The following is a 24,267-nucleotide window of genomic DNA, read 5'->3' as shown; positions in this document are numbered from 1 at the left end:
TGGGTATTTGTGTAGGGCATGTTATTGAAAGCGAGGGATATTCAATGATTGAAAAGGTTAATTTTATAAAGGAAGATCAGATTTTTTCACTTCTTGAAAAGGGTAAAATTACCGACAAGAATGAGATAAGAGAAATACTGGCAAAGGCTAGAGATTGTAGGGGTATAAATCTAGAAGAGGTTGCAAAGCTACTCTACTTAGAAGACGAAGAGCTATTAAACGAGCTCTATGATGCAGCAAAATATATAAAAGACAGAATATACGGAAAAAGAGTGGTTTTATTTGCACCCCTATATACAAGCAATGAGTGCACAAACAACTGTCTTTATTGCGGTTTTAGACATGACAACAAGGAGCTTCACAGGAGGACTCTTAGCCTTGAGGAAATAGTGAATGAGGCAAAGGCACTCGAGAGACAGGGACACAAAAGACTGCTTCTTATTTGTGGAGAAGATCCAAGAAAGACAAACGTAAAGCATTTTACCGACGCAATGGATGCGATATATAAAGCTACGGATATCAGAAGAATCAATATTGAGGCTGCTCCAATGACGGTAGAAGACTATAAGGAGCTTAAAAAGGCCGGTATAGGAACTTATGTAATATTCCAGGAGACATATCATAGAGAAACCTATAAAATAATGCATCCTGTAGGTATGAAAGCCAATTATGACTGGCGTATAACAGCTATAGACAGGGCTTTTGAAGCTGGCATTGATGATGTCGGTGTAGGAGCGCTCTTAGGTCTTTATAATTACAGGTTTGAAGTTTTAGGGCTTTTGATGCACTGTATGCACTTTGAAGAGAAATTTGGTGTTGGACCTCACACTATATCGGTACCGAGGCTTCGTCCGGCACTAGGTGGTGCTTTGAAAGAGGTTCCATACAACGTTTCCGATAAGGATTTCAAGAAAATCGTGGCTATATTCCGAATTGCCGTTCCATACACAGGAATTATATTATCTACAAGGGAAAGGGCGGAATTCAGAGATGAACTTTTAAGTGTTGGAATATCCCAAATAAGCGCAGGGTCAAAAACCAATCCCGGAGGATATGAGGAAGATGACGACCATGCAGATCAGTTTGAAATTAGCGACAACAGAAGTTTGCCAAAGATGATGGAGACAATATGTCAAAAGGGTTATATTCCTAGCTTTTGCACTGCCTGCTACAGAAGATGCCGTACAGGAGAGAACTTCATGGAATATGCAAAGGCTGGAGATATACATGAATTCTGTCAGCCAAATGCTATTCTCACCTTCAAGGAAAATCTGATGGATTATGCCGATGAGTCCTTAAGAAAAATGGGTGAGGAAATAATACTTAAGGCTCTTGAAGAAATAGATGATGATAAAATGAGAACACTTACTATAGCTAAGCTTGATGAAATTGAGAAAGGAAAAAGGGATCTTTATTTTTAATAAACTACAATAAAAGTGATATTATAAGTGAAAAACTGAATATATTGTATATATAAAAAAGAATCTTAAGTGGCTTATAATAGAGTTTATAACATTATTTAATATAAACATCTGATAAGTCACTTTTGAATTATTTATACTAACTCATAAGGATGGAGTAATATGATTTATCTTGACAATGCAGCAACTTCATATCCGAAGCCGGAGAGAGTTTATGATGAAATGCTTTTATGTATGAAGGAATTTTGTGCAAATCCCGGAAGGGCAGGACATGAGCTGGCAATAAAGTCGGGCAGAGCTGTTCATGAGACGCGGGAGATTGTGTCAAGGTTTTTTAATATTGGAAATCCCATGAGAGTAGTATTTACCAAAAATGCAACAGAGGCTCTGAATATTGCAATTAACGGGGTCTTAAAAACAGGCGATCATGTAATTACTACAAGCATGGAGCACAACTCTGTTCTAAGGCCGCTAAAAACGTTGGAGAAAGAAAACATTATTGAGCTTACTATTGTGAGGGGAAATTATTTCGGCGAAATTGATATAATGGATATAGAAAGAAGTATCAAAAAGAATACAAAAATGATTATATGTTCCCTTTCTTCCAACGTAAATGGTATAATAATGCCTATAATAGATATCGGGAAAATTGCCGAGGATAAAGGTATTTTATTCCTTGTTGACGCATCCCAAGGGGCTGGTTCTATGAAACTTGATGTTCAGGAAATAAAGGCAGACATGTTTGCATTTCCGGGGCATAAGGGCTTGCTTGGTCCGCAGGGAATAGGAGCTCTTTATGTAAGCGAAAAGGTAAAAATAACTCCAATAATGCGGGGAGGTACAGGAAGCCGTTCTGAAAGCTTTTACCAACCAGAGATATTCCCTGACATGCTTGAAAGCGGAACCTTAAATACTCCCGGCATAGTTGGTCTAGGATTTGGAATTAAATTTATTGAGAGCTTTGGAATTGATAATATTAGAATTTACAAACACATGCTTGTAAAAAGGTTATACGAAGGTATAGAGAATTTAAGCGGAATAAAGCTTTACAGCCTTAATGACATAAATAAAAACTCCGGTATCATTTCATTTAATTTTATTGGTATAGATTCTACAAAAGTTAGTTTTATGCTTGATAGTATGTGCGGCATTGCTTCGAGGTCAGGTCTTCACTGTGCACCTTTGGCCCATGAGACCATTGGGACAAAAGCATCTGGAACAGTCAGACTGAGTGTAGGATGCTTCAATACTATTAAAGAAATAGATGTTACAATTGAAGCATTAAAGCGAATCTCACAGATGTTATAAAAAGTTTACTTCTATTAGCATATTTTAAACAAAAGGGAAATATAGAAAAATAAAATGAATTAATTTTAATATGCTGGAAATCTTAAAACTATTATGCTATAATTATTTATCATACAAGTTATTATTATTATATGCTGGAGTTGTATTATGTAAATTAATGAGTTTTTATGACTGGTATTACACCCCATTTTATACACAATACAACGTCTTATGTTATTTAAATCATTAAGTGTGCACTTTATAAGGGGGATAGATTCGTAAATGCTACTAGATTTATTAATGAAAAAAACTTCGATGGTCTGTATAGATGTTGGGTATCGGAATATAAAAGTTGTTGAAGTTTCCGTGAAAAAGAACAATAGTATTTTTATCGAGAACTATGGTATTGTTCCGACCCCGCCCGATTGCATTAAAAATGGTGCAATATATGACGTTGACAGAGTATTAAGTGTGGTCAAGAGTGTTATTAGAGAGCAGAATATGAAAGCTAAAAATGCCAAGATTATAATGTCGGGAACAAATATAATCACAAGGATTTATTTGATTAATAAAGTGCACGGTGAAAGTGAAGATTTCACTGTAAAGAACAGTATGCCTCAGTTTCTTCCGATAGATATAGACAGCTATAGAGTTGACTACAAAATTCTTCAGACAATAAAGGAAAAGGAAACAGAGAAGTATAAGGTTTTTGTGACCGCAGTACCTAAAAATATTCTTCAAAGTTATGTCGATGTGTTGCAAGGTCTGGATTTAAAACCCCTAGCTGTTGATATACCAGCGAACAGTACTGCAAAATTTTTCAATAGAGAAATCCTTACAAGGGATATGGATGAATATTACTCCAAGAGAAGGTATAAGAAAGTAGAAAGCGATACCTTCGCTGTGTTGGACTTTGGTTCGGAGACGACAATTGTTAATTTTCTAAAAGATAGGGTGCTTGAATTCAACAAGGTTATTCTCTCCGGAAGTTCAAATATTGACGAACATATTGCAAGAGAAATGAACATAAGTCTTCAAGAAGCTGAAAGGCTTAAGAAAACGTATGGGATGACTGTTCCCAACAATCTTTCTAAGAGGGAGCATGTTATTACTTATGGAAAGGTTAGCGGATTTATTGAAAGACTAACCCGCCAGATAGCAAAATGTTTTGAGTTTTATCTGGAAAGATGCTATGGTACACCAATATCAAAGATTTTTATCATTGGCGGAGGTTCACAACTGAGCGGATTGAATCAATATCTGTTTTCAACCTTCAATGTGCCGGTTTATCCTGTCGGACTATTGAACCTCAAGGGAGTTGAGCTTAAGAAAAACCTTGATAAGGAAAAACTCAACTACCTGATAAACTCAGTAGGGATATCTCTTTAATTAAAAGTTTGGGATTAGGTTTTTATTTCTTCAGCATAATTTTAACTAACTCAGAATTAAAATTGATTAATAAACTCCAGTGATTATTTACTGGGGTTTTTATTTTTGTCCTATGTCAAATTAAACAAATTAATATTTAAACTAAAATAAATTAATTTTTATTAGACAAAAATTAATTTATATCGTATAATAAATTAAGAATATTAATTGAGGTGATTTAATATGCAAAATAGTACAGCTAGATCAATAGTAACAATAATTGTTGCCATCTTACTGTTTGTTATAGCCCTTAAATTAGTTTCATGGGCTGTTTACAAGGTTTTGCCTATAGCCATAGTTATAATTGCTGCATACATAGTATACAGGGTCGTAACAGGAAGGAAAAAATAATTGAGAAGAACAATGCCCGGTCTTGGTTAGTTTTCCAGCACCGGGCATATACCCAAGGTTGCTAAAGCTTATTAAACGGCTCGGGAATTCTTAAAGAATGAGCTTAACACAATCCCAGAGAACATCGCATAGTTCCTTTGATTCAAAGTCACTTCCATAACCGGAAAGATTGAAGTCCTTGCTTCCCATTTCTGTAGCAAATTCACCATTGTCCGCAAGAACATAAAAATCGTAACTCTTGGATCTATTCTTATTTAAAATTTCAATCATTTGAGCAATACTTAGAAGTGGAAGGCATTCTTCTTTGGAAAAGGTAGTGGGGCGGATAAACGAATAATCAAAGTTTTCATCCTCATTTGAATCCTCGTCAATTTCATATTCGCTGTCATAGTTCTCATCGGAATCGGCTCCTTCGGGATTAAAATCACCGTCAGCTGAATCTTCTTGGTTGGAAATATCATTGTTATTCATATTGCTTAAGAACATTAGATCATAGAGAATAAAATGAGTATTATAGACCTTGACATCTCCCAGAACAAATTCAATTTGCTCATACTCCTCCGTTTCCGCATTGGTGCATATATTGGCAACGGCAATGTCATACTTTTCAGGATACCACATTTCATTCAGATGCATTTTTTGAGCATCGGTAAGCTGCGCAATATCTTCTTTAGTAATATACCTTTTCATTTTAACATCAATCCCTCCGTTCGCCCAAAGCTTACTGTCTTTGAGCTTATATTTAATTTTTATTATCGACCTTTATTTGAAAAAATACGCAGTATTATAATATCATATTTTACTTTTAAGTCAATTTATATATTGGGCTTTGTTTGGCTGTCTAAATAAGAATATTTATGTACAAGTATAAATAAAAATAATATAGGGAGTAAAGCTCAGACAAATCAAAATGAACTACTTTGAATATCGAAGATATTTAAGAAAATGAGAGTATATTAAGGGAGGTGTGTAATTATATGAAATGTCCTATATGCAAAAACATATTCCTTGAAAAAACAGGCTTGATTGATGAGCTATATGCATATTCTTGCAAATCTTGTGGCGGAAACTGGATGAGGTATGAGGATTATTGGAGGTGGCATATAAACAACTCAAGTCAAATAAGAAAACCCTTTAATATAAAAAGCCATTTGCCGGTGGAGGACACCACCCAGGCAAAAATATGCCCGGACTGCGGCAGAATACTCATAAAATACAGGGTTGACAATAGGCTGGACTTTTATGTAGAGCATTGTGGTAACTGTAACGGAATGTGGTTTGATAAAAACGAGTGGGAAAATATAAAGCTTAACAATTTGCATGGACAAATACACAACTTTTTTACAAAGCCTTGGCAAAAGAGAATTCGTGAAGAAGCAGCAAGGGAAAACCTTCAAGATAAATACATAAAAAAGTTTGGACGCTGGGATTATGAAAGGCTCAAAGAAATGAGGGAATGGATATACAAAAAGGAGAAAAAGAACGAAATGCTCTCCTACCTTCTTGATGAAGACCCGTATAAAATATAAAGGTCCGAGCCCAGTAAAAGCACTGCTCCACACAATTTTTTAATTATATCATCAATCTCCATAAGCATGGTTGCTTCTAAGTTGCACTTCAATAAGTATTAATATATAATTCTTTTGATTCAAATAGTATTTATCCATGGCTCAACCTATATACATATGGGGCAGTTTCTATATATTATCTATGGCAATTTGTGGTTATAGCTGCAATCGAATGTATGGATTGCTTTAAGTAAAACTACTAATGTAAATTATAAGTATAGAAACTGCTTACTAAGGGGAGAAAACTTATGTCGAAGAAAAAAGTAGCAATATCATTTATACTGGCAGCGATAATGTTGTTTTGTGTTATACAACCTTTCGGAATTGTCAGTGCCCAGTATTACCGTGAGGGTGTCGGGAGCTATACCAGTGTTTTGCCTTTGGGATCCAAGGGGCCTCAGACAGAAATCTATAAGACTTCGAATTTACAAGGAGCAATTCCTACCAACAGTTGGGAGAGCTCAATTCTATGGCAACAGTACTCACTTCCGATATTTGCTCACCCTTTGACATTTAGATTTAAGGGTGAAGGTATTGAAATAGGCAAGCCAGCATTAGGCGGATCGGGAATAGCTTATATCGGTGCCCATAAAAATGATTTTACCGTTGGGCACTCATCGGTTCGAAACTTTCCTGATGCAAGGGCAGACAAAATATCCGATTTTGCCACCGATGTAGTTATGGCATCAGGCTCAAGTAGCATTAAGTCAACATTGATGAAGGGAAGTCCGTACTCCTATTTTGCTTTCACCGGCGGAAACCCTAGGCTTGATTTCTCCAGTACTCCGACAGTATTTTATGGAGATTCTACCACCCAATATCTTGGTATTACAATAAACGGTGAAAATTATGGTCTCTTTGCTCCGTCCGGTTCTACATGGCACGGGATTGGAACCGGCACAATAACCTGCATTCTTCCGACAGGAAAAAACTATTTTTCCATTGCGGTTTTACCCGACAATAAAGTTTCCACCCTTACATACTATAAAGACTATGCCTATGCCTTCGTGACAGATACGAAGGTAGACTGGAGCTACAATGAGATTGAAAGCACTCTTACTACTACTTTTACAGCAGAACTTTCTTTAAAGGAAGGAGCAAACAAAGGCACAATTTTTGCCCTTTATCCTCATCAATGGCGCAACAACCCGCTTATTTCACCTCTTCCATATAATTATTCAACACTGAGAGGCACAATGAAAACTGTACAAGGTACAAGTTTTAAAACTGTGTATCGCTACCACGGGATTTTGCCAAACCTTCCCGATAAAGGAACCTATGACAGAGCAGCATTGAATGCATATATCAATGAACTGGCTCTACAGGCAACCTCTCCTCTTGCCAATGATACCTATTGGTATGGAAAGCATCTTGGCAAGCTTTCATGCGCTCTTCCCATTGCAGAGCAGCTTGGAAATACTTCTGCCTCCGACCGTTTTTTAAGCTTCATGAAATCATCTCTTGAAGATTGGTTCACTGCAGAGGAAGGAGAAACAACAAAACTATTTTACTACGACAGTAATTGGGGAACTCTGATAGGCTATCCTTCAAGCTACGGAAGTGACGAACAACTAAATGACCACCATTTCCATTACGGTTATTTTCTTCACGCTGCAGCCCAAATAGCATTAAGAGACCGGGAATGGGCATCTCAAGATAATTGGGGTGCAATGACGGAGTTGTTAATCAAGGAAATTGCAAACTGGGACAGAAACGACACTAGATTTCCGTTTCTAAGAAACTTTGACCCCTATGAAGGGCATTCTTGGGCAGCAGGCCATGCAGGCTTTGCAGACGGCAACAATCAGGAGTCATCATCGGAGGCAATCAATGCATGGCAGGCAATAATTCTATGGGGAGAAGCAACGGGAAATAAAACGATAAGGGATCTGGGAATTTATCTTTATACCACTGAGATTGAAGCTATCAACAATTACTGGTTCGATCTGTATAAGGATATATTTGCGCCTTCCTACGGGCATAACTACGCTTCTATGGTATGGGGAGGCAAATACTGTCATGAAATTTGGTGGGATGGTACAAATTCGGAAAAGCACGGTATAAACTTTCTTCCAATTACGGCTGCCTCATTGTATCTTGGAAAAGACCCCAGCTATGTAAAGGAAAACTATGACGAGATGCTAAAAGAGTGCGGAACATCGGAACCTCCCAACTGGAAAGATATACAGTACATGTATTATGCTCTTTATAATCCCGCGGCAGCTAAAAGCATGTGGAACGAAAGCATTGTGCCCGAAGATGGGGAAAGCCGGGCTCATACCTATCACTGGATTTGCAATCTTGATGGCTTAGGGCTTCCTGATTTTAGCATTACTGCAGACACACCATTATACTCGGTATTTAATAAAGACAGCACCAGAACCTATGTTGCTTATAATGCTTCATCGGTTACAAAAAAGGTTACATTTTCCGATGGAAAAGCAATAACAATTCCACCACACTCCATGTCAGTTTCAGTCGGCAAGGGTAATGAGGTTTTGGTCGGCGATTTAAATGGTGACGGTAAAATAAATTCCACAGACGTGACCCTTATGAAAAGGTATCTTCTGAAAATAATTGTAGATCTGCCGGTAGAAGATGATATTGCAGCTGCGGATCTTAATGGGGATGGCAAAGTTAATTCTACTGATATGACGATTATTAAAAGAGTTGTATTGAAAATTTTTCCTGCTTCCAGTTGAACTCCCAGGCATAATATGAGAAAATATATATTATATACTAAACTTGATCTCCTTGTGCAATTCGGTTAATTTATATAGATTTTCAATACTAGCGCACAGCATCGGAATGCTGTTATTTAGAGTAATATCATTTTAGGGGGAGGGATAGGAATTGAAGACAAAACCCGTCAGATTTAGGTTGCTTTTAACACTGGTTTTTATGACATTTCTAATCGGAACTATCGGAAATTTCTCTGTATTAGGAGCGGATGAAGCCATTACCAACGGAACACAGTTTAAAGACACGTCAGGAAATGTGATACACGCCCATGGAGGAGGCTTCTTGAAGCATGGCGATTATTACTACTGGTACGGTGAATACCGGGATAGTTCCAACTACTTTCTAGGTGTGCGCTGTTATAGGTCGAAAGACCTTGTAAACTGGGAATACAGAGGAGAGGTCCTCGTTCCGAACTCTGCCCCAGAGCTAAATCGATGCAATATTGAGAGACCAAAAGTTATGTATAACGCATCAACTGACGAGTTTGTCATGTGGATGCACTGGGAAAACGGTATAAACTATGGTCAGGCAAGGGCGGCTGTGGCATACTGTAAAACTCCTGACGGCAATTTCACATATCTTCGAAGCTTTCGCCCCATGGAAAATACAGGAGTTACAGACCACGGCCTGCCGGGGTATATGTCAAGAGACTGTAATGTATTTGTAGATACTGACGGCAAGGGGTATTTTATATCCTCAGCCAATGAAAATATGGACCTGCATCTTTACGAATTAACCCCCGATTACAAAAATATCGCATCCCTAAAAGCAAAGCTATTTGTGGGACAGCAAAGAGAGGCTCCCTGCCTTATAAAAAGAAACGGATACTACTACCTGATTACCTCCGGTTGTACGGGATGGAATCCCAATCAGACTAAATATGCCTATTCCAAAGATTTGGCCAGTGGTTGGTCTTCACTCAATAATCTCGGAAATTCAACTACATACAGATCGCAGCCGACATTTATTGTTCCTGTTCAGGGCAGTTTGGAGACCACCTATCTGTATACTGGGGACCGTTGGGCTGGCGCATGGGGAGGAAAGGTAAATGACTCCCAATATGTATGGCTTCCAATAAACTTTATATCCGACACAAAGCTTGAGCTTCCTTATTATGAATCTATAAAGATTGATGCTTCTTTAGGGAAAGTCTACGAGTACATACCGGATTCTACGCGCTACAAACTGGTAAACAAAAACAGCGGAAAACTCTTGGATGTCCTAAATGGTTCCACCGAAAACGCAGCTCAAATAGTTCAATGGAGCGACAATGACTCCCTAAGTCAGCAGTGGTATCTTGTCGACGTGGGCGGCGGCTACAAAAAGATAGTAAACGCTAAAAGCGGAAGAGTTTTGGATGTAAAAGACGAGTCCAAGGAAAATGGTGGAGTCTTAATACAGTATACCAGCAACGGCGGATACAATCAGCATTGGAAATTCATAGACATAGGGGACGGATATTATAAGATTTCCAGTCGAAGCAACGAAAAGCTGGTAGATGTGCAAAAATGGTCAACGGCCGACGGCGGAATAATTCAACAGTGGTCCGATGCTGAAGGTTCAAATCAACATTGGAAATTAGTACCTGTATCCAATCCCGAACCTTCACCCAAATTAATTAAAGGAGATATCAACGGAGACACCAAAGTAAATTCAACGGATTTAACACTGTTAAAAAGATATTTGCTTAAGATTATTGACCAATTTCCTCATGAAAACGGAAAATGGGCTGCCGATTTAAATGGCGATTCTAAAATAAATTCTATAGACATGACAATGTTAAAAAGGCATTTGCTTATGGGACAATAAATTATTCAACTGACATCGAAAGGATATTACAATGGAAAGACTTATTTACCAAGCACTAGAAAAACATACCAAAAAGGTGATTGAAACTTATGACATTCTTCTGAAAGCTGAAAAGCAATTTGGAGTAGATGGCTTTGAGCTTAAGGGAGGATACCGGTCTTTTGCAGCTTTTATTAATGTTTTCTGCGACAAGGGAATTCTTTCTCCGGTAAAAGCATCAGGGATCAATGGCCGCAATCCTCCTCTATACAACAAATACAGAATACTAATAGATAATGAAAACAAACTCAGCGACGAGCTTATTTTAGAGCTGCAATCACTTAACCCAAAGCTTGATAAGAGTTATTATTTTAGAAACCCTGAGGCATACAAGGAGGACAGGGAATATATACTGATGCTGTCTCAATATCTTCTTGACAGCGCTTCAAGCAGATCATTAGAATATAGATGCACTATGAATGAAAGGTCTTTTGAAATTTTCAATAATGAAAAATTCCTTGAATCCCACGGAAGGACTTTGTTAAAACGATTGGGCCTCTCCTTTGAGGACCTGAATTGCTACAAGACTTTAGAGGCTTTCTTTTATATATTGTTCGAACCAAAGGATAGTCTTAACATATTAATTATAGAAAACAAGGACACTTTTTATTCTGTTGTAAAGTATCTGGAAAGAAAGCCTGATCGGGAACTGTATGGGATTAATGTAGATATGCTCATTTACGGTGAGGGCAAAAAGATAATAAATAGCTACAGCTTTTTAAATGAAGTGGCAGTGGGTACAAAGATAGAGAAAGTATATTATTTTGGCGACATTGATTTTGAAGGTATAGGCATATACAACTCTTTGGCATCAAAATACGACAGGGATTTGATAGTACCGCATGTTAGACTGTATCAGATGCTTGTGAAGGCAGCAAGAAAGCCTCCTAAGCTTAGGACGAACCAGTCGGAGGTACCCCTTGACCTGTTTCTCATGCACTTTGATGAAGAGAGCAGAAGGGAAATATCCATCATACTTTTTAATGGCAAGTATATTCCACAGGAGGCGGTGAAATTTGCACCAGTCAAAAGCCTATGAAGGCACAGCTTTAGATTGCCTGAAGGATTTTAGGCAGAGAATGAATAATTTAGCACCTTTTATACACCTGTCGCGAAAGCTCATAGGTTTTCAGAAATATAGTGAGGTTGACATGATTTCTGTAGGGTTTTCTGTTTTGCTGTTTATACTGGAAAACATGTTAATCGGGCGTGAAGAATGCAGTATTGAGGACATTGCAGATTTTTTACAGACCATTTTAAGAAGGTCCTATGATATTAATATGACTCAGGAAGAGTCGAGGGAAATGGCGTTTTATATAAGGGACTCAATAGCCGGAAGCGGCGGTGAGGTATTTGAATTTAGCTTTCGAAATCTAGAAACCAACAGAGATGAAAGTATTTCACTTAAGCTCATTGATACTTCATATTACGAGATTAAGAAATCAGCAAGGTACAAACTTACAGACCGAGGGATGGAGCTCCTCTTTAAGACAAGGGAAATATATTCGGAATTTAGGATAAACATAACTCAGATGTACTTAAAGCAACAGATTGAAAAAGGAGTATTTTCAGGAGCTCTGCAAACTGTAAACGAGCTGAATCTCCAAGTAAGGCAGCTTCGCGAAAAGCTTGAAAGCCTGCTTTTAAATATACGCCAAAACGTACTGGGGATTGATTTTGAAGATTTAAAACAGCTTTTTTCTAGGATAAAGGAGCAGTTTGAGGTTGAAAGACGGGAATTTCATAATATAAAGAGGATACTTAAAGAGCAGAGAGAAAACCTTGAAAAAATTAATTATTTTGACCTTGAAGAAAATGAGCTAAAGAGCCTTGAGCAAATAAAAATACTGACAGAAAAACTCAATATAACAACCTCCGAGCATGACAGACTTTTTAACGAAAAGCTTGACATTGTGGGCGAATACTTAAAAACTATAGAAATAAGGCTTCGCCAGGGAGTAAGTGAATTTATAGATTTTGAAAAAAGTATCTTTGATATGCTGATTTCAAAGAATTTAAATCCGCAGCCCTTAAAAAGCATACTGTCTCCGCTTTTTACAAACAATGCATCCCTTAAGGTTTTTAATCCATTCAAAGCCTTAGATCCGCAGCGGATAAAGACTGAAGCCCAGGAAGATGAACGGGAGAACATAGATATTGAAGTTGCGATGGAAATAAAGGAAAAGGAACTGAGGGAAGAAAGGGAAAGACGGGACCAGAAGGTCATGGCTTACCTTGAGGCTATACTTTTTGAAGCTTTTTATGCAGGTGAATCATATCTTAGCTGTGCAACTGAAAGGCTTGATGCAGACTTGTATGATATGGCGTCCTTCGATTTTGATTTTTATAGTCTGGTTATAATCCTTCATCAAAACAAGCTAATTGATTTTAAAGACTTAGAAGATATTTTAAGCAGGATGGTTAGGGATACTTCCGCCTACAACATAAATATTTATTACCTTTTTGATAGGATATTTACTAAAAAACCCGAGCTTAGAGCTTTAAAAACCCTGATTTTAATATCCACAGATAAAAAGATGAGTTTTCAAAACGGAAATGAGATAACAGATTTTATTATTAAGGGGGAAAAATGATGGAAAATCTGTCACCGGATTCGGTAAGAAAGGCATTTTCTTTGTTTATGAACTTGATCGAAAAGTCTAAAATATCAAAAAAGGATGATCCTGAACTGTTTATGTCCTACGAAGACTCTGAGATATCATATATTATGAGGATATTTGAAGAAGAATCCGGGATAATGGTGCTTCATTCTTCAGATACCCTCTATTATACACCCAGAACGGATAACAAATTCTTGGGCTTTACCAACGAAGAGTTGAGGGATAAAATGGGCTTTGCAAACAACACAGAGCTCTATTTGGCTTATGTAATAATTCTATCTATTGTTATCAAATTTTTCAACGGCGAAAATTACAACAACAAGGTTCGCACCATGCTGAAGGTTGAAGAGCTTGAAGCATATATAACATCAAAACTTGATGCTGTTGATGCCTTGGAGAACAATGAGGAAGTCGATGAAACACTGAATTTTAATTTCAGGGGTGTATCAAAGCTATGGCTTGACATGCCTGCGTATGATGAAAAAATAAAGAGCTTTAGTCAATCTAAAGGCACAAGAATAAGTTTCATATATAGAACAATTAAATTCCTTCAGGAACAAGGGCTTGTAAATTTGGATAATGACAGTGAGATTTATACCACGGACAAGCTAGATACCCTTGTAATAAGCTATTACCCCGAAAGCACCAGGAAGAGAGAAGTCCTCTCTTTTATTGAAAGGATATGATTTTATGCCAAAGATAAACAGATTTAGAATTGTTAATTTCAGATATGATGACGATAAAAAATATATTGCAAACGAGATTTTCGAGTTCGATGGAAAAAATGCTCTCCTGAATCTTGAAAACGGTGGAGGCAAGAGTGTCATACTTCAATTGGCTCTTCAGGTTGTGCTGCCCAATACAAGTATGGGGAGCAGAAACTTTAGCGATTATTTTAAGCCAGGAGCTTCTCCCACCCATATTATGGTCGAATGGAAGCTTGACGGTATCATGGGCGAATATCTTCTTACAGGTATTTGTGTATCTAAAAATGCTGATGGACTAAGGTTTTTTACTTATACTCACAAATACACCTTACCCCATGATCTGGATATAAATGGCCTTGAGGCAATAAACGGAGAAAAACAAGTTATTGGATTTTCAGAATACCAGAGCTATTTGAAGAAACTGTCATCAGAAATGCGGCTTAATATTAATGTATACTCCCGTGACCGCCAAAGAGAGTACAGGGACAAGCTTTACACCTTTAATCTTTTCAAGGAGGAATATGAAGCTATAAAGGTCATAAATCAATCCGAGGGCGGAATTGACAAATTTTTTGAAAATGCCAGAAAGTCAAGGAATGTCATTGAGAAGCTTATTATCCCAAATATTCCTCAGCAAGAAGGGGATGTTTCCGGGATACTGGCCGAGACCTTCAAAAAGCATCTTGAAAACTTAAAGAATATACCTACTTATCAGCATAATATAAAGATGTATGAGGCTTTTTGCGAGAAGGCATCAAAGCTCCTTTCAGAGCTATATAACTATGGTGTAACTGTCGATGAGATAAACAGCATCAGCCGGGATATACTGACCCTTTCCAACCTTATCACCATTGCATCGGACAGGCTTTATACCGAAAGTGGAAATCTAAAACACAACGATAATGAATTTGCCGCAAGAATTGAAGAGCTTTCATATAAAAGGGAAAGTCTTGACTATAAGAATGTACTTATAGAACTTGAATCTATAGGAGTAAAGCACGAAGAAGTATCAAAAGAAATTATGTCGCTGGAGGATAAAATTAAAAAGTGCAAAGAAAAAATCAATTTCATGGAATCTGCTGTTATATATGAGGAAGTTATTAAGGCAAGAAATGAGATTTTATTATATAAAGCGCAGCTTGATACGCTTTCAAAAGAGAAGAATGATATTGATAGAGAGTACCAAAATTACATATATTATGCAAAAGTTCTGCTTGAGGAAGAGATAAAGAAAATAGAAAAAAACCTAGATGATTTAAAGAACGAACGGGATGCGTTGTCAAAGGAGAAGGTAGAGCTTGAGATAAAAGTTAAGGAAAAGAATATTGAAAGAGACAGTGTAAGAGACCTTATTTCCTCTATTCGTACAAGGCTTAAAGATAAAAAAGAAAGACTAGACCAAATCACCTCATATTTTGCAAAAGATCTCACACTTTTGGCTGCTCCTTCGGAAGGCCTATTAAATTTAACCAAAGACAAAGATGAGCTTATAAATAAAATAGAAAGTCTTGAGAAAGAAATCAAAGAAATAAGCAACTTGATGGAAGATTTATCAATTAAGGAGAACAGGATAAAAGAAAGCACTGCGGCTTTGCGTCAGAAAAAAGACAATCTGGATGAAAAAATTGGCGCATTTGAAAAGGATTATTCAAAAATAAACAAGGAAATATCCATGTATGAGATTTCTGAGGATGTCTACAGCAAAGAAGCTTATGAGGCCCTTAATGCTCTTAAAATAAAAATGGATAACTCTCTAAGTGATGTTTTAGGACGGTACCACGAGCTTCTTAAGAGAAAGTATCTATTTGATGGCAGCGAATACTACATTCCGGATATGGAGCTGAAAAAGGTTTGTGAGTACTTGAAAGACCAGGGTATAAGGTGCATACCGGGATCATTATGGCTAAGGAACCAACGTGAGGATTTGAGAGAGGCTCTTTTGCACCAAAATCCCCTTTTGTGCCATTCCATAATAATAGATAAACAGGAGCTTGAAACAAGGGACGGTTCTCTGTTTGATGGAATGCCGGAACTGGTTGAAAGCTACCCTGTTACTTTTATAGTGGACTCAGAAGAGGGAATAATGGCTCCAAAGGACAGTCCGGAATTATCAAAGGGAATTGACCGATTAGGCTCCATGGAGATGTATGTGGTTTATTCCAAAAATAATGCTCTTGCTTTAGATTCCGAGCTTTTTAAAGCTTATCTTAAGGGAATGGATCAGAATATTTCCGGCTTAAAGGCTGAGTATGAAGGAATGAAAAAAGATGTTGAAAAGATAACTGGGCTTATGGAAAGATGTCGTGAATTTGTAAAGTCCTATCCCGAAGGCTGGCTGAAGGAGACTAAATCTCATTCTGATGCTATTTTAGAAAATATTAAGAAAAATGATGATACCCTTAATGATATCAAAGAAAAAAGGGAGCTTTTTGATAAAAAGAGCAGAGAAAATCGTGTTGTTATTGAGCAAACGAATGAACTTATAAAGGAAAAGGAGAAGGACATTGAAAATCTTACGCTGTATATGGAGCTAAAAGATGAAGTGGCAAAGCTTAATAAAGATCTTCGAGCGAAAGAGCAGATGCTCACTCAAATTGATGATGAAATAAGGATTTTCAAGGAAAAAATTGATTCGATATTAAAAAATATTGAGAATGTTAAAAACAGCTTAAATGCAAACTCAAGACTGTATGAGGATAAAAGAAGAATTTATAGTGAAATAGCAGCTAAATTAAGCATTCAAAAGCCTGAAATGCAAATAACCGGAACTTTAGAAGAAATCCTTTCAACAGCTCGGGGACTTGAAGTAAAGATTGCTGACAGAGACGGCGAACATATAAGGAAGTTTATTGAAAAAAGCAGAAAAACCGAAGAAAATGGCTTAAGCAAGATTCGTTCAAAGGGATTTGATGAGTCCGACTTTGAAGGAATGACTACATTCTTTACAGAGGAAGAAATTGAAGAAGAAAGGAAAATACATACTTCGCTAAAGTCAGAGGTTAATGAACTTGAGGGCATAGAACGGAAATATTTTGGAAACATTGAAAAACTAAAAGGCAAGGAAGAAATACAGAGAAAGGAGATACAGAAAAAATACAATCTGCAGCCTTTTGAGTTTGAATCGATAGAAGGCATTGATAAAATTTCCTTTAATGAACAAATAGATGCATACAGAAAGAAAAAACAGAAGAATGCAAAAAAGCTGGAGGAAGTCGAAATAAGAAGAGGCAAGTTGGTGGAATACCAGGAAAGGCTGGAAGAGTATATTAATTATAATAATATAAGCATCGAAGCCTCTTCGAGGGAAAATATGGATAGCCTTGTGTATAAAGGAGAATCCATTTCTCTCTGGGATATTTTAAAGTACCCCGTTGAAGAGATTTCCATTATTGCAAATGAAATAAAGAATTACTATCGCGAAGCTACTAACAATCTAAAAACGATGCAGTCAGATATTAGAGAAAGCTATAATGAATTGTATGGTGAGGCTACTTGGACCGAAAACATGACAATCAAGCTGATTCTGGATAAAATCATGAAAAGTGATATGTATAACTATAAATATGTGAAGGGCCTATTTGAGGATATACTCGATAGCGTTGAAAACATGAAAAAAGCAGCGGAATTTCAATTGAATGAATCCTTAAAGGATAAGGAAGAAATTGTAGAACGCTGTTATAGTAAGGCAGAAGCGATATACGAGGAATTGAAATCCGTTGATACTTTTTCAAAAATAAAAATAAATGACACCACAAAAAAGACCATAGTAATAGAAATGCCCTCCCTGCACCCAGAAGAAGGAAAAGCCCTGATGGCTCGTTATATTGAGGAATCCATCAGTGAAATTGAGAAGATGAAGGCAGAAGGTAAATATGATGTAGCGAGAATTGACAGCGAAATAGCAAAAATAATGTCGCCTGTAAGGCTTTTAGATGCTGTTACAAGCCTCAACGAATACTCAATTAAGGTCTTTAAACCCGAATCAACTGTTGGAGCTTCCCGCTATATCCCATGGGAGGTAGTTATAAGCTGGTCTGGAGGAGAGAAGTTGGCAGGATTTTTTGCCATGTTTATCTCGATTATTTCATATTTAAGGTATAAAAAAACCGGATGGCAGGGTTCAAGCAAGGTTATATGGATAGACAACCCTTTTGGGCAGGCAAATGCAAGCTATTTACTGTCGTATATTTTCGAGCTTGCGAAAGCGACAAATACCCAGTTGATATGCCTTACAGGGCATATGCAGGTGGACATATACATGCAGTTTGATGTGGTGTATAGCCTACTGCACAGGATGCTTACAGGAATGAACATGAGTGTAATACAGTCTAACCTTATTAAATCCAATGCAGGACTTGAATCGGCTGCTTACAAAGTGAAACATGAGCAAATGACACTGTTCTAAATGCAAAAAATAATCCTCGGGTCTAATCCTGAGGATTTTTTACATATTAACGATCTAATTTAATAATGACTTCATCTCCAAAGAGGATTGGGTCTATCTCTAGCTTAAGGTCTTTTGCGTCTTGCGGTATTTCAAAAGCCACTTCGCCCCTAAGACTGCTACCCGGAGCTATTTCACCGTCAACGGATCCTTTTAAATCAGGAACAATTGCCACATCATAACTATTGGACTCATCGTCCATTAATGTAAACATTAACATTGAGCTAAAATTAAAGTTTTCGCCACCTTTATTTTCGATAGTAATATCAATTGCATACCATATATTACCTTTTTCGGGGGAAAGATATCTATTTTCAGGAACTTCTCTTGTGCCATTTACAGTATATGTTACATCATTTATCTGAGCAATATCACCTATATTAAATATTTTTGCAGTATCTTCAGCCGAAACTTCAGGAGTCTTCGGGGCATTTGTTTTTGTTGGCGCATTGGTGCTATTGATTGGGGGAGCTGTGCTTTCTCCTGGCTTTTGAGGAACGAAATCATTACATCCAACGAGCAGCATGACACCGGCAAAAATCAGTAAAGCTATGAACCTTCTCAAATTACCACTCCTTGTTTAATTAAACATCATAACCACCCGTTTTATGAATGTCATAATTCATTTTCTTTCAACCTCCATATTTTTTTAGTTGTATCATGTACATATTTTTGTTAATTACACGATAATATATACCTTTGCTGTGTTTATGTTATGAATACACAAAGGCACATATTCAATTGGGCGACAAGATTTTGGAGTAGAAAGAGAAAATAATAGGGTAAAATAGGGGTAAAAAACATAAAAATAAGCAACTTACCAAAATACACGTAAGTTGCTTATTTTTATGGTCGGAGTGACTGGATTTGAACCAGCGACCTCTTGCACCCCAAGCAAGCACTCATACCAAACTGAGCTACACCCCGATAACGATTTATAATTATAGCACACTTCTTTTCAGATGTAAATATCCAAATTAAAAAAATTTTATGTATAAAAATATTAAAATATGATGATAATTAAAATAAAAATAACCAGATTTTTTAAGGAGGACAAATATATGCTTAGCGATGATGTACCGTCATCAACTGAGCCTCAAAAGTGCAATAAAACTAACAGGGTAAGCAAGGTATACGGAATAATAATATATTTTCTGTTTGTTGTTATAATCAGTCTGATAGTAAATAACATTATAATATACAACTGGTATAATAATACAAAAAAGCAGTTTAAGGACACATTTTTGAGGGTACAAACCATATCTGAAGAAAACGTCAGTTTAGAGACCCTTAATGAATCCTTGAGAAATGACTATGCCTTGTTAAAGGAAGATTACGGCAGGATTTTAAGTCAGCATGAGAGTATAAAAAAAGAGTTTGAAGAGCTTAAAACAAAAAGTGCGGATATGGAGAGAATAAACAAGGAATTGGTGGAAGATAATATAGAGCTTCAAAACACATTAAAATTGGCAGCATCAGTGGGCATAAAGCCTCAGAACTATACGGAATTTAAAGGAATAAGCTCAAGAGGCTCTATTGATAAAGGACAATACATCGGAAAGTTTTTAGGAACAGCATATACGCCATCTAAAGAGGAATGCGGAAATGATATTGGCATAACCAACTCCGGCAAACCGATTGTTCCTGGAATAACCGTTGCCATCGATAAAAATTACTGGCCCTTTGGAACTGTATTTTATATAAAGGGATTGGGTTATGCAATAGCTATGGATACGGGCAGTGCAATTAAAGGTAAATATAGATTCGACTTTGCAGTATTCGACAAAGACTTTGCAAATCAGCTAGGAACTAATTATTGGGATGTCTACCTGGTTAAGCTGGGTGATGGAAATGTTGAAGATATCTCTCTATAAAAAGTTCTAAAAAGAAGAAGTGAAATAGCACACTTCTTTTTTTTTATTAATTTTTTATTAAATTAAAGGAATTTAAGGCTTTATAATAGAATAGGAGTAATTTGACGGGACCATAGATCTATAGTATTTATTTTAGATAAGGGGGTAATAAAATGGAAGTAATAAACATGAAGGCAGATTATAAGAGACCTAAGAAACCTCCATTTAAATTAATCATTGGAGTAATTGTCGCAATAGTTCTTGTAATTGTTTTTTTTAACTCCTGGTATACTGTAACCGATCAGCAGCAGGCTGTAGTGCTTACCTTTGGTAAGGTCACAAATGTAGAGGGCGCAGGAATTCATTTTAAATTTCCATATCCAATACAATCGGTTATAAAAGTGCCGGTACAAATGACTCAAAAGCTTGAGCTGGGCTATAGAGATCAGGGAAATGGCAAATATTCAACTGTGGATGAAGAATCAAAAATGATTACAGGAGATTTTAATATTGTAAAAATTGATTTCTTCATCGAATGGAAGGTTTCTGACCCAAAAAAGTATCTTTTTAGTTCAATGGATCCCAAAGGTATCCTTAGAAACTCGAGTTTGAGTGCTGCCCGTTCCGTTGTAGGATCGACGTCAATTGACGATGTTCTTACCAGCGGCAAAATTGCAATTGAAAATGAAATTAAGGAAAAGCTGATATCTAGCCTTGACACATACGATATAGGAATACAGGTAATGGATGTAAAAATACAGGATTCAGAACCACCCACAGAAGAAGTAAAGCAGGCATTCAAAAATGTGGAGAATGCGAAACAGAGCAAAGAGACAGCAATGAATGAGGCAAATAAGTACAAAAATTCAGAGCTCCCAAAGGCTCAAGCAGAAGCTGACCGAATATTGCGTAATGCAGAATCGGCAAAACAGACAAAGATAAATGAGGCTAAGGGAGAGGTGGCCAAGTTTCTGAAAATGTATGATGAGTATAAGAATTTTAAAGATATTACAAAGACAAGGCTTTATCTTGAGACTATGGAAGAGATACTCCCAGGTATTACGGTTTATATCGAAGACGATTCTTCCGGCGTTCAAAAGATTGTTCCACTAAAACCATTTAACTCGGAGGGAGGCGAATAGAATGATAAAAAAGATAATAGCAGCTTGTGTCTTAGGATTTGCACTAATTATACTGTTATCAAGTATGTTTATTGTCACAGAAGGAGAATACGTCTGCATAAAAAGGTTTGAAAAAATTATTGATACAAAAGACTCTGCCGGGTTATATTTCAAGGCACCATTTATTGACAGCAAATTGACCCTTCCTAATAAAAAAATAGTTTATAACCTTGAAGCATCAAATGTATTGACAAAGGACAAAAAGGATATGGTAATCGACAACTATATTATCTGGCATATATCCGACCCTGTAGAATTTGTCAAGTCCATTGGCTTTATATCAGAAGCAGAAAGACGAATTGATGCTGCGGTTTACAATACAGTAAAGAATACAATGGGTACCCTTGAGCAAAACAGCATAATCAATGAAAAACTGTCCGGAAGAGGGGAATTCGATAAAATCGTGACTGAAGAAGTAGCCAGACAACTTAGCGGTTATGGCATTACGGTATATGATGTAAAAATAAAAAAGCTGGATTTACCTATTGAAAACGAAGAGACTGTATATCAAAGAATGATATCCGAAAGAGAAAAAATAGCAGAGCAGTACAGGGCGGAAGGTCAATATGAAGCAAACAAGATAAAAAATGAAGTGGATAAACAGGTAGATATTATTATTTCAGAAGCTAAAGCTAGTGCCCAAGAGCTAATCGGTGAAGGAGAAGCCGAATATATCAAGATTCTTTCCGATGCATATTCAGGTGAGAAAAAAGAGTTCTATGAGTATATAATAACGCTTGAAGCAATGAAAGAGTCTCTCAAGGGAGAAAAGACACTGATACTGCCTATAGATTCTCCTATTACAAAGTATTTTAAAGATATTGACAATTAGACCTCTTAAGGATATAGATGCAGAAAAAAATAGATAAAAGATTAGAAGAGGATTGATGCTTTAATTTATAATAAGCACCAATCCTTTTTTTTGTATATTTAGAATCCTTGCGAACCATAATATGATTAGATATAGTATCCAAAGCTAATAGATATTTGAATTATAACTTAGATTTCCTTAAGGAGTGTAATATATGGCGAATTTCAAGAAACTAATCAAAGATATTTTTGCTTTTAAAGAACCTAAACCCCAGGAAGAATTCATATTGAAGGAAAAGGAATCCGAAAAAATCGATGACGTATCGAACAAAAATGAAAAGTCTCCTGTTAAAGAAAAAAAGGGTTTCATAAGAAGCCTTTTTACACGCTCTTCCAATGACGAAAAAGATAGCGGTAGTTCGGACAAAAAAAATAATAAGCTTGAAAAAATGGTATATGTGAGCAAAGACATTACTGAGAATATTGATTATCTCAAAAAAAGGTTTTCTATTCCTACCAATGGAGATATAGTTCTAAGAGAGTTCGATATTTTAGTGAAGGATAAAACAATTTCCGCATGTCTTATTTTTTATGACGGAATGGTTAACGGTATGCTCATAAATCTTAATATACTCCAGCCGCTTATGCTTCTTTCCAATCTGGACATAAAGGATAAGGGTACTGAAAATAAAAATATTTCAGAGTATATTCATAAAAATTTGGTCACTCATAATCAGGTAAAAGTATCCCGCGAGTTTGATGAGATTATTGATGAAATTAATTTTGGAGGCTGCGGAGTTTTTGTCGATGGAATAGATATTGCCTATGCCTGTGATGTAAAGGGCTGGCAACACAGATCGGTAGACAGGCCTAACAACGAGATTGTTATAAGAGGTCCCCAGGAAAGCTTCAATGAGGTACTTCGAGTAAACACTGCCCTTATCAGAAAAATCCTTAAGGACGAAGATTTGGTGGCAGAAAGTGTTTCAATAGGAGAAAGAAGTAAAACCCCTTGTTCAATGCTGTATATAAAGGACATTGCAAATGACTCTTTGGTAAATGAGGTGAGAAGACGCCTTGAGAATATTAAAACAGATTACATATTCGATACTGGAGAGCTAGAGCAGTATATAGAGGACAATACAATAATGCCTACTCCTCAAATAATAGCTACAGAAAGACCTGACAGAGTGGCGTCCATGCTTACAGAGGGAAAAGTGGCTGTGATTATGTCCGGAAGTCCTTTTGCGCTTGTAATGCCTACTACCAATAATGATTTCCTTCAATCGGCAGAAGATGCCTATGTAAGATTCCCCTATGCAAACTTGTTAAGGGTAATGAGGGTAATAGCCATATTTATGTCGCTGCTTTTACCGGGGCTATATGTGGCGATAACCAATTTCCATCATGAAATGATCCCGACGGACCTTCTTTTTGCCATAGAAGCTTCCCGGGAAAGAGTACCTTTCCCATCGGTTGTAGAAATAATCATAATGGAATTTGCCTTTGAGCTTATCCGTGAAGCAGGTCTAAGGGTCCCTAGCCCGATAGGCCCCACCCTTGGAATAATCGGTGCTTTGATATTGGGACAGGCAGCAGTGGCAGCAAATATTGTAAGCCCTATTCTCATAATTGTAGTTGCTGTTACCGGTATTGGCTCCTTTGCTATACCAAATTTCTCGCTGGGCTTCTCCTTCCGAATTCTAAGGTTCGTTTATGTTTTTCTTGCAGCTATAGCCGGTTTTCTAGGTATTACCTTTGGATTGTTTGTACAGAGCATTTATCTGTGCAATGCAAAATCCTTTGGAGTTCCTTTTATGGCTCCCTTTGGACCAAAAACCAATAGTGGTTATGAAGACCAGTTCTTTAGGGCACCTATCTGGAAACAGGAAAATAGGCCAGACTTTTTAAATACCAAGGATACAAAAAAACAACCTAAAATATCACGCCAATGGGCAAAAAGTGATAAGAAAAGAGGCAAGTAATAAACATCGAGACATTGAGAT

General features: G+C 36.8%; 17 protein-coding genes and 1 tRNA gene. 15 read left to right on the top strand and 3 right to left on the bottom strand.

Features of this window, described 5'->3' with window-relative positions:
- The first annotated feature begins 44 nt into the window (after positions 1 to 44).
- From hydG to EFD62_RS17730, 4 genes are all read left to right on the top strand, one after another.
- Positions 45 to 1,421 carry a [FeFe] hydrogenase H-cluster radical SAM maturase HydG gene (gene hydG, locus EFD62_RS02465; protein ID WP_069196262.1) on the top strand — a complete coding sequence of 459 codons (1,377 nt, stop codon included), beginning with the start codon at positions 45 to 47 and terminating at the stop codon, positions 1,419 to 1,421.
- A 162-nt stretch (positions 1,422 to 1,583) separates the two neighbouring features.
- Positions 1,584 to 2,729 carry an aminotransferase class V-fold PLP-dependent enzyme gene (locus tag EFD62_RS02460; RefSeq protein WP_128705695.1) on the top strand — a complete coding sequence of 382 codons (1,146 nt, stop codon included), beginning with the start codon at positions 1,584 to 1,586 and terminating at the stop codon, positions 2,727 to 2,729.
- Positions 2,730 to 2,990: 261 nt separating this feature from the next.
- The gene (pilM, locus tag EFD62_RS02455; protein WP_069193855.1) at positions 2,991 to 4,097 is read left to right on the top strand and encodes a pilus assembly protein PilM; all 1,107 of its coding nucleotides are present in this window, start codon (positions 2,991 to 2,993) and stop codon (positions 4,095 to 4,097) included.
- Between the two features lie 222 nt (positions 4,098 to 4,319).
- Positions 4,320 to 4,487, top strand: coding sequence for a hypothetical protein (locus EFD62_RS17730; RefSeq protein WP_170176835.1), 168 nt, complete (start codon positions 4,320 to 4,322; stop codon positions 4,485 to 4,487).
- Positions 4,488 to 4,577: 90 nt separating this feature from the next.
- Here the strand turns inward: EFD62_RS17730 and EFD62_RS02450 are convergent, their stop codons facing one another.
- Positions 4,578 to 5,177, bottom strand: coding sequence for a hypothetical protein (locus tag EFD62_RS02450; RefSeq protein ID WP_128705694.1), 600 nt, complete (start codon positions 5,175 to 5,177; stop codon positions 4,578 to 4,580).
- A 287-nt stretch (positions 5,178 to 5,464) separates the two neighbouring features.
- On the opposite strand from EFD62_RS02450, the gene EFD62_RS02445 reads away from it, so the two are divergent.
- The 7 genes from EFD62_RS02445 to EFD62_RS02415 all read left to right on the top strand — a co-directional run bounded on the left by EFD62_RS02445 (position 5,465) and on the right by EFD62_RS02415 (position 18,378).
- Positions 5,465 to 6,016, top strand: a complete 552-nt coding sequence (locus tag EFD62_RS02445) for a zf-TFIIB domain-containing protein (protein WP_069193853.1) — start codon at positions 5,465 to 5,467, stop codon at positions 6,014 to 6,016.
- Positions 6,017 to 6,303: 287 nt separating this feature from the next.
- Positions 6,304 to 8,757, top strand: coding sequence for a glycosyl hydrolase (locus EFD62_RS02440; RefSeq protein WP_069193852.1), 2,454 nt, complete (start codon positions 6,304 to 6,306; stop codon positions 8,755 to 8,757).
- 151 nt (positions 8,758 to 8,908) lie between these two features.
- Positions 8,909 to 10,606 carry an RICIN domain-containing protein gene (locus tag EFD62_RS02435; protein ID WP_235832541.1) on the top strand — a complete coding sequence of 566 codons (1,698 nt, stop codon included), beginning with the start codon at positions 8,909 to 8,911 and terminating at the stop codon, positions 10,604 to 10,606.
- Between the two features lie 31 nt (positions 10,607 to 10,637).
- Positions 10,638 to 11,684: a Wadjet anti-phage system protein JetD domain-containing protein gene (locus tag EFD62_RS02430; protein ID WP_069193851.1), complete on the top strand. Its 1,047-nt coding sequence runs from the start codon at positions 10,638 to 10,640 to the stop codon at positions 11,682 to 11,684.
- The gene (locus tag EFD62_RS02425; RefSeq protein ID WP_069193850.1) at positions 11,662 to 13,239 is read left to right on the top strand and encodes a hypothetical protein; all 1,578 of its coding nucleotides are present in this window, start codon (positions 11,662 to 11,664) and stop codon (positions 13,237 to 13,239) included. Before EFD62_RS02430 ends, EFD62_RS02425 begins: the two co-directional genes overlap by 23 nt.
- The gene (locus EFD62_RS02420) at positions 13,236 to 13,952 is read left to right on the top strand and encodes a DUF6063 family protein (RefSeq protein ID WP_235832540.1); all 717 of its coding nucleotides are present in this window, start codon (positions 13,236 to 13,238) and stop codon (positions 13,950 to 13,952) included. Before EFD62_RS02425 ends, EFD62_RS02420 begins: the two co-directional genes overlap by 4 nt.
- A 4-nt stretch (positions 13,953 to 13,956) precedes the next feature.
- Complete coding sequence (locus tag EFD62_RS02415; protein ID WP_069196260.1) at positions 13,957 to 18,378, top strand: coiled-coil domain-containing protein; 4,422 nt, start codon at positions 13,957 to 13,959, stop codon at positions 18,376 to 18,378.
- Between the two features lie 46 nt (positions 18,379 to 18,424).
- Here the strand turns inward: EFD62_RS02415 and EFD62_RS02410 are convergent, their stop codons facing one another.
- Positions 18,425 to 18,982 (bottom strand): DUF4352 domain-containing protein, encoded by a 558-nt coding sequence (locus EFD62_RS02410; RefSeq protein WP_069193848.1) that lies wholly within the window; start codon positions 18,980 to 18,982, stop codon positions 18,425 to 18,427.
- Between the two features lie 284 nt (positions 18,983 to 19,266).
- Positions 19,267 to 19,344: transfer RNA gene (locus tag EFD62_RS02405), tRNA-Pro, on the bottom strand.
- Positions 19,345 to 19,478: 134 nt separating this feature from the next.
- Here EFD62_RS02405 and EFD62_RS02400 point away from each other — a divergent pair.
- From EFD62_RS02400 to EFD62_RS02385, 4 genes are all read left to right on the top strand, one after another.
- Complete coding sequence (locus tag EFD62_RS02400; RefSeq protein ID WP_128705693.1) at positions 19,479 to 20,291, top strand: 3D domain-containing protein; 813 nt, start codon at positions 19,479 to 19,481, stop codon at positions 20,289 to 20,291.
- Positions 20,292 to 20,443: 152 nt separating this feature from the next.
- Positions 20,444 to 21,412 (top strand): FtsH protease activity modulator HflK, encoded by a 969-nt coding sequence (gene hflK, locus EFD62_RS02395; RefSeq protein WP_069193817.1) that lies wholly within the window; start codon positions 20,444 to 20,446, stop codon positions 21,410 to 21,412.
- Position 21,413: 1 nt separating this feature from the next.
- Entirely contained in the window at positions 21,414 to 22,283 is an 870-nt protein-coding gene (gene hflC / locus EFD62_RS02390; RefSeq protein WP_069193816.1) for a protease modulator HflC, read from the top strand.
- 193 nt (positions 22,284 to 22,476) lie between these two features.
- The gene (locus tag EFD62_RS02385) at positions 22,477 to 24,246 is read left to right on the top strand and encodes a spore germination protein (RefSeq protein WP_069193815.1); all 1,770 of its coding nucleotides are present in this window, start codon (positions 22,477 to 22,479) and stop codon (positions 24,244 to 24,246) included.
- The last annotated feature ends 21 nt before the right edge of the window (positions 24,247 to 24,267 follow it).

This window comes from Acetivibrio mesophilus (genome assembly GCF_004102745.1).
Taxonomy (GTDB): Bacteria; Bacillota; Clostridia; order Acetivibrionales; family Acetivibrionaceae; genus Hungateiclostridium; species Hungateiclostridium mesophilum.
This window is presented reverse-complemented; position numbering and strand designations above follow the sequence as displayed.

Excerpts from the sequence above, each read along its gene's own strand:
- hydG (WP_069196262.1), top strand. The coding sequence starts at position 45 with ATGATTGAAAAGGTTAATTTTATAAAGGAAGATCAGATTTTTTCACTT.
- EFD62_RS02460 (WP_128705695.1), top strand. The coding sequence starts at position 1,584 with ATGATTTATCTTGACAATGCAGCAACTTCATATCCGAAGCCGGAGAGA.
- pilM (WP_069193855.1), top strand. The coding sequence starts at position 2,991 with ATGCTACTAGATTTATTAATGAAAAAAACTTCGATGGTCTGTATAGAT.
- EFD62_RS17730 (WP_170176835.1), top strand. The coding sequence starts at position 4,320 with ATGCAAAATAGTACAGCTAGATCAATAGTAACAATAATTGTTGCCATC.
- EFD62_RS02450 (WP_128705694.1), bottom strand. The coding sequence starts at position 5,177 with ATGAAAAGGTATATTACTAAAGAAGATATTGCGCAGCTTACCGATGCT.
- EFD62_RS02445 (WP_069193853.1), top strand. The coding sequence starts at position 5,465 with ATGAAATGTCCTATATGCAAAAACATATTCCTTGAAAAAACAGGCTTG.
- EFD62_RS02440 (WP_069193852.1), top strand. The coding sequence starts at position 6,304 with ATGTCGAAGAAAAAAGTAGCAATATCATTTATACTGGCAGCGATAATG.
- EFD62_RS02430 (WP_069193851.1), top strand. The coding sequence starts at position 10,638 with ATGGAAAGACTTATTTACCAAGCACTAGAAAAACATACCAAAAAGGTG.
- EFD62_RS02420 (WP_235832540.1), top strand. The coding sequence starts at position 13,236 with ATGATGGAAAATCTGTCACCGGATTCGGTAAGAAAGGCATTTTCTTTG.
- EFD62_RS02415 (WP_069196260.1), top strand. The coding sequence starts at position 13,957 with ATGCCAAAGATAAACAGATTTAGAATTGTTAATTTCAGATATGATGAC.
- EFD62_RS02400 (WP_128705693.1), top strand. The coding sequence starts at position 19,479 with ATGCTTAGCGATGATGTACCGTCATCAACTGAGCCTCAAAAGTGCAAT.
- hflK (WP_069193817.1), top strand. The coding sequence starts at position 20,444 with ATGGAAGTAATAAACATGAAGGCAGATTATAAGAGACCTAAGAAACCT.
- hflC (WP_069193816.1), top strand. The coding sequence starts at position 21,414 with ATGATAAAAAAGATAATAGCAGCTTGTGTCTTAGGATTTGCACTAATT.
- EFD62_RS02385 (WP_069193815.1), top strand. The coding sequence starts at position 22,477 with ATGGCGAATTTCAAGAAACTAATCAAAGATATTTTTGCTTTTAAAGAA.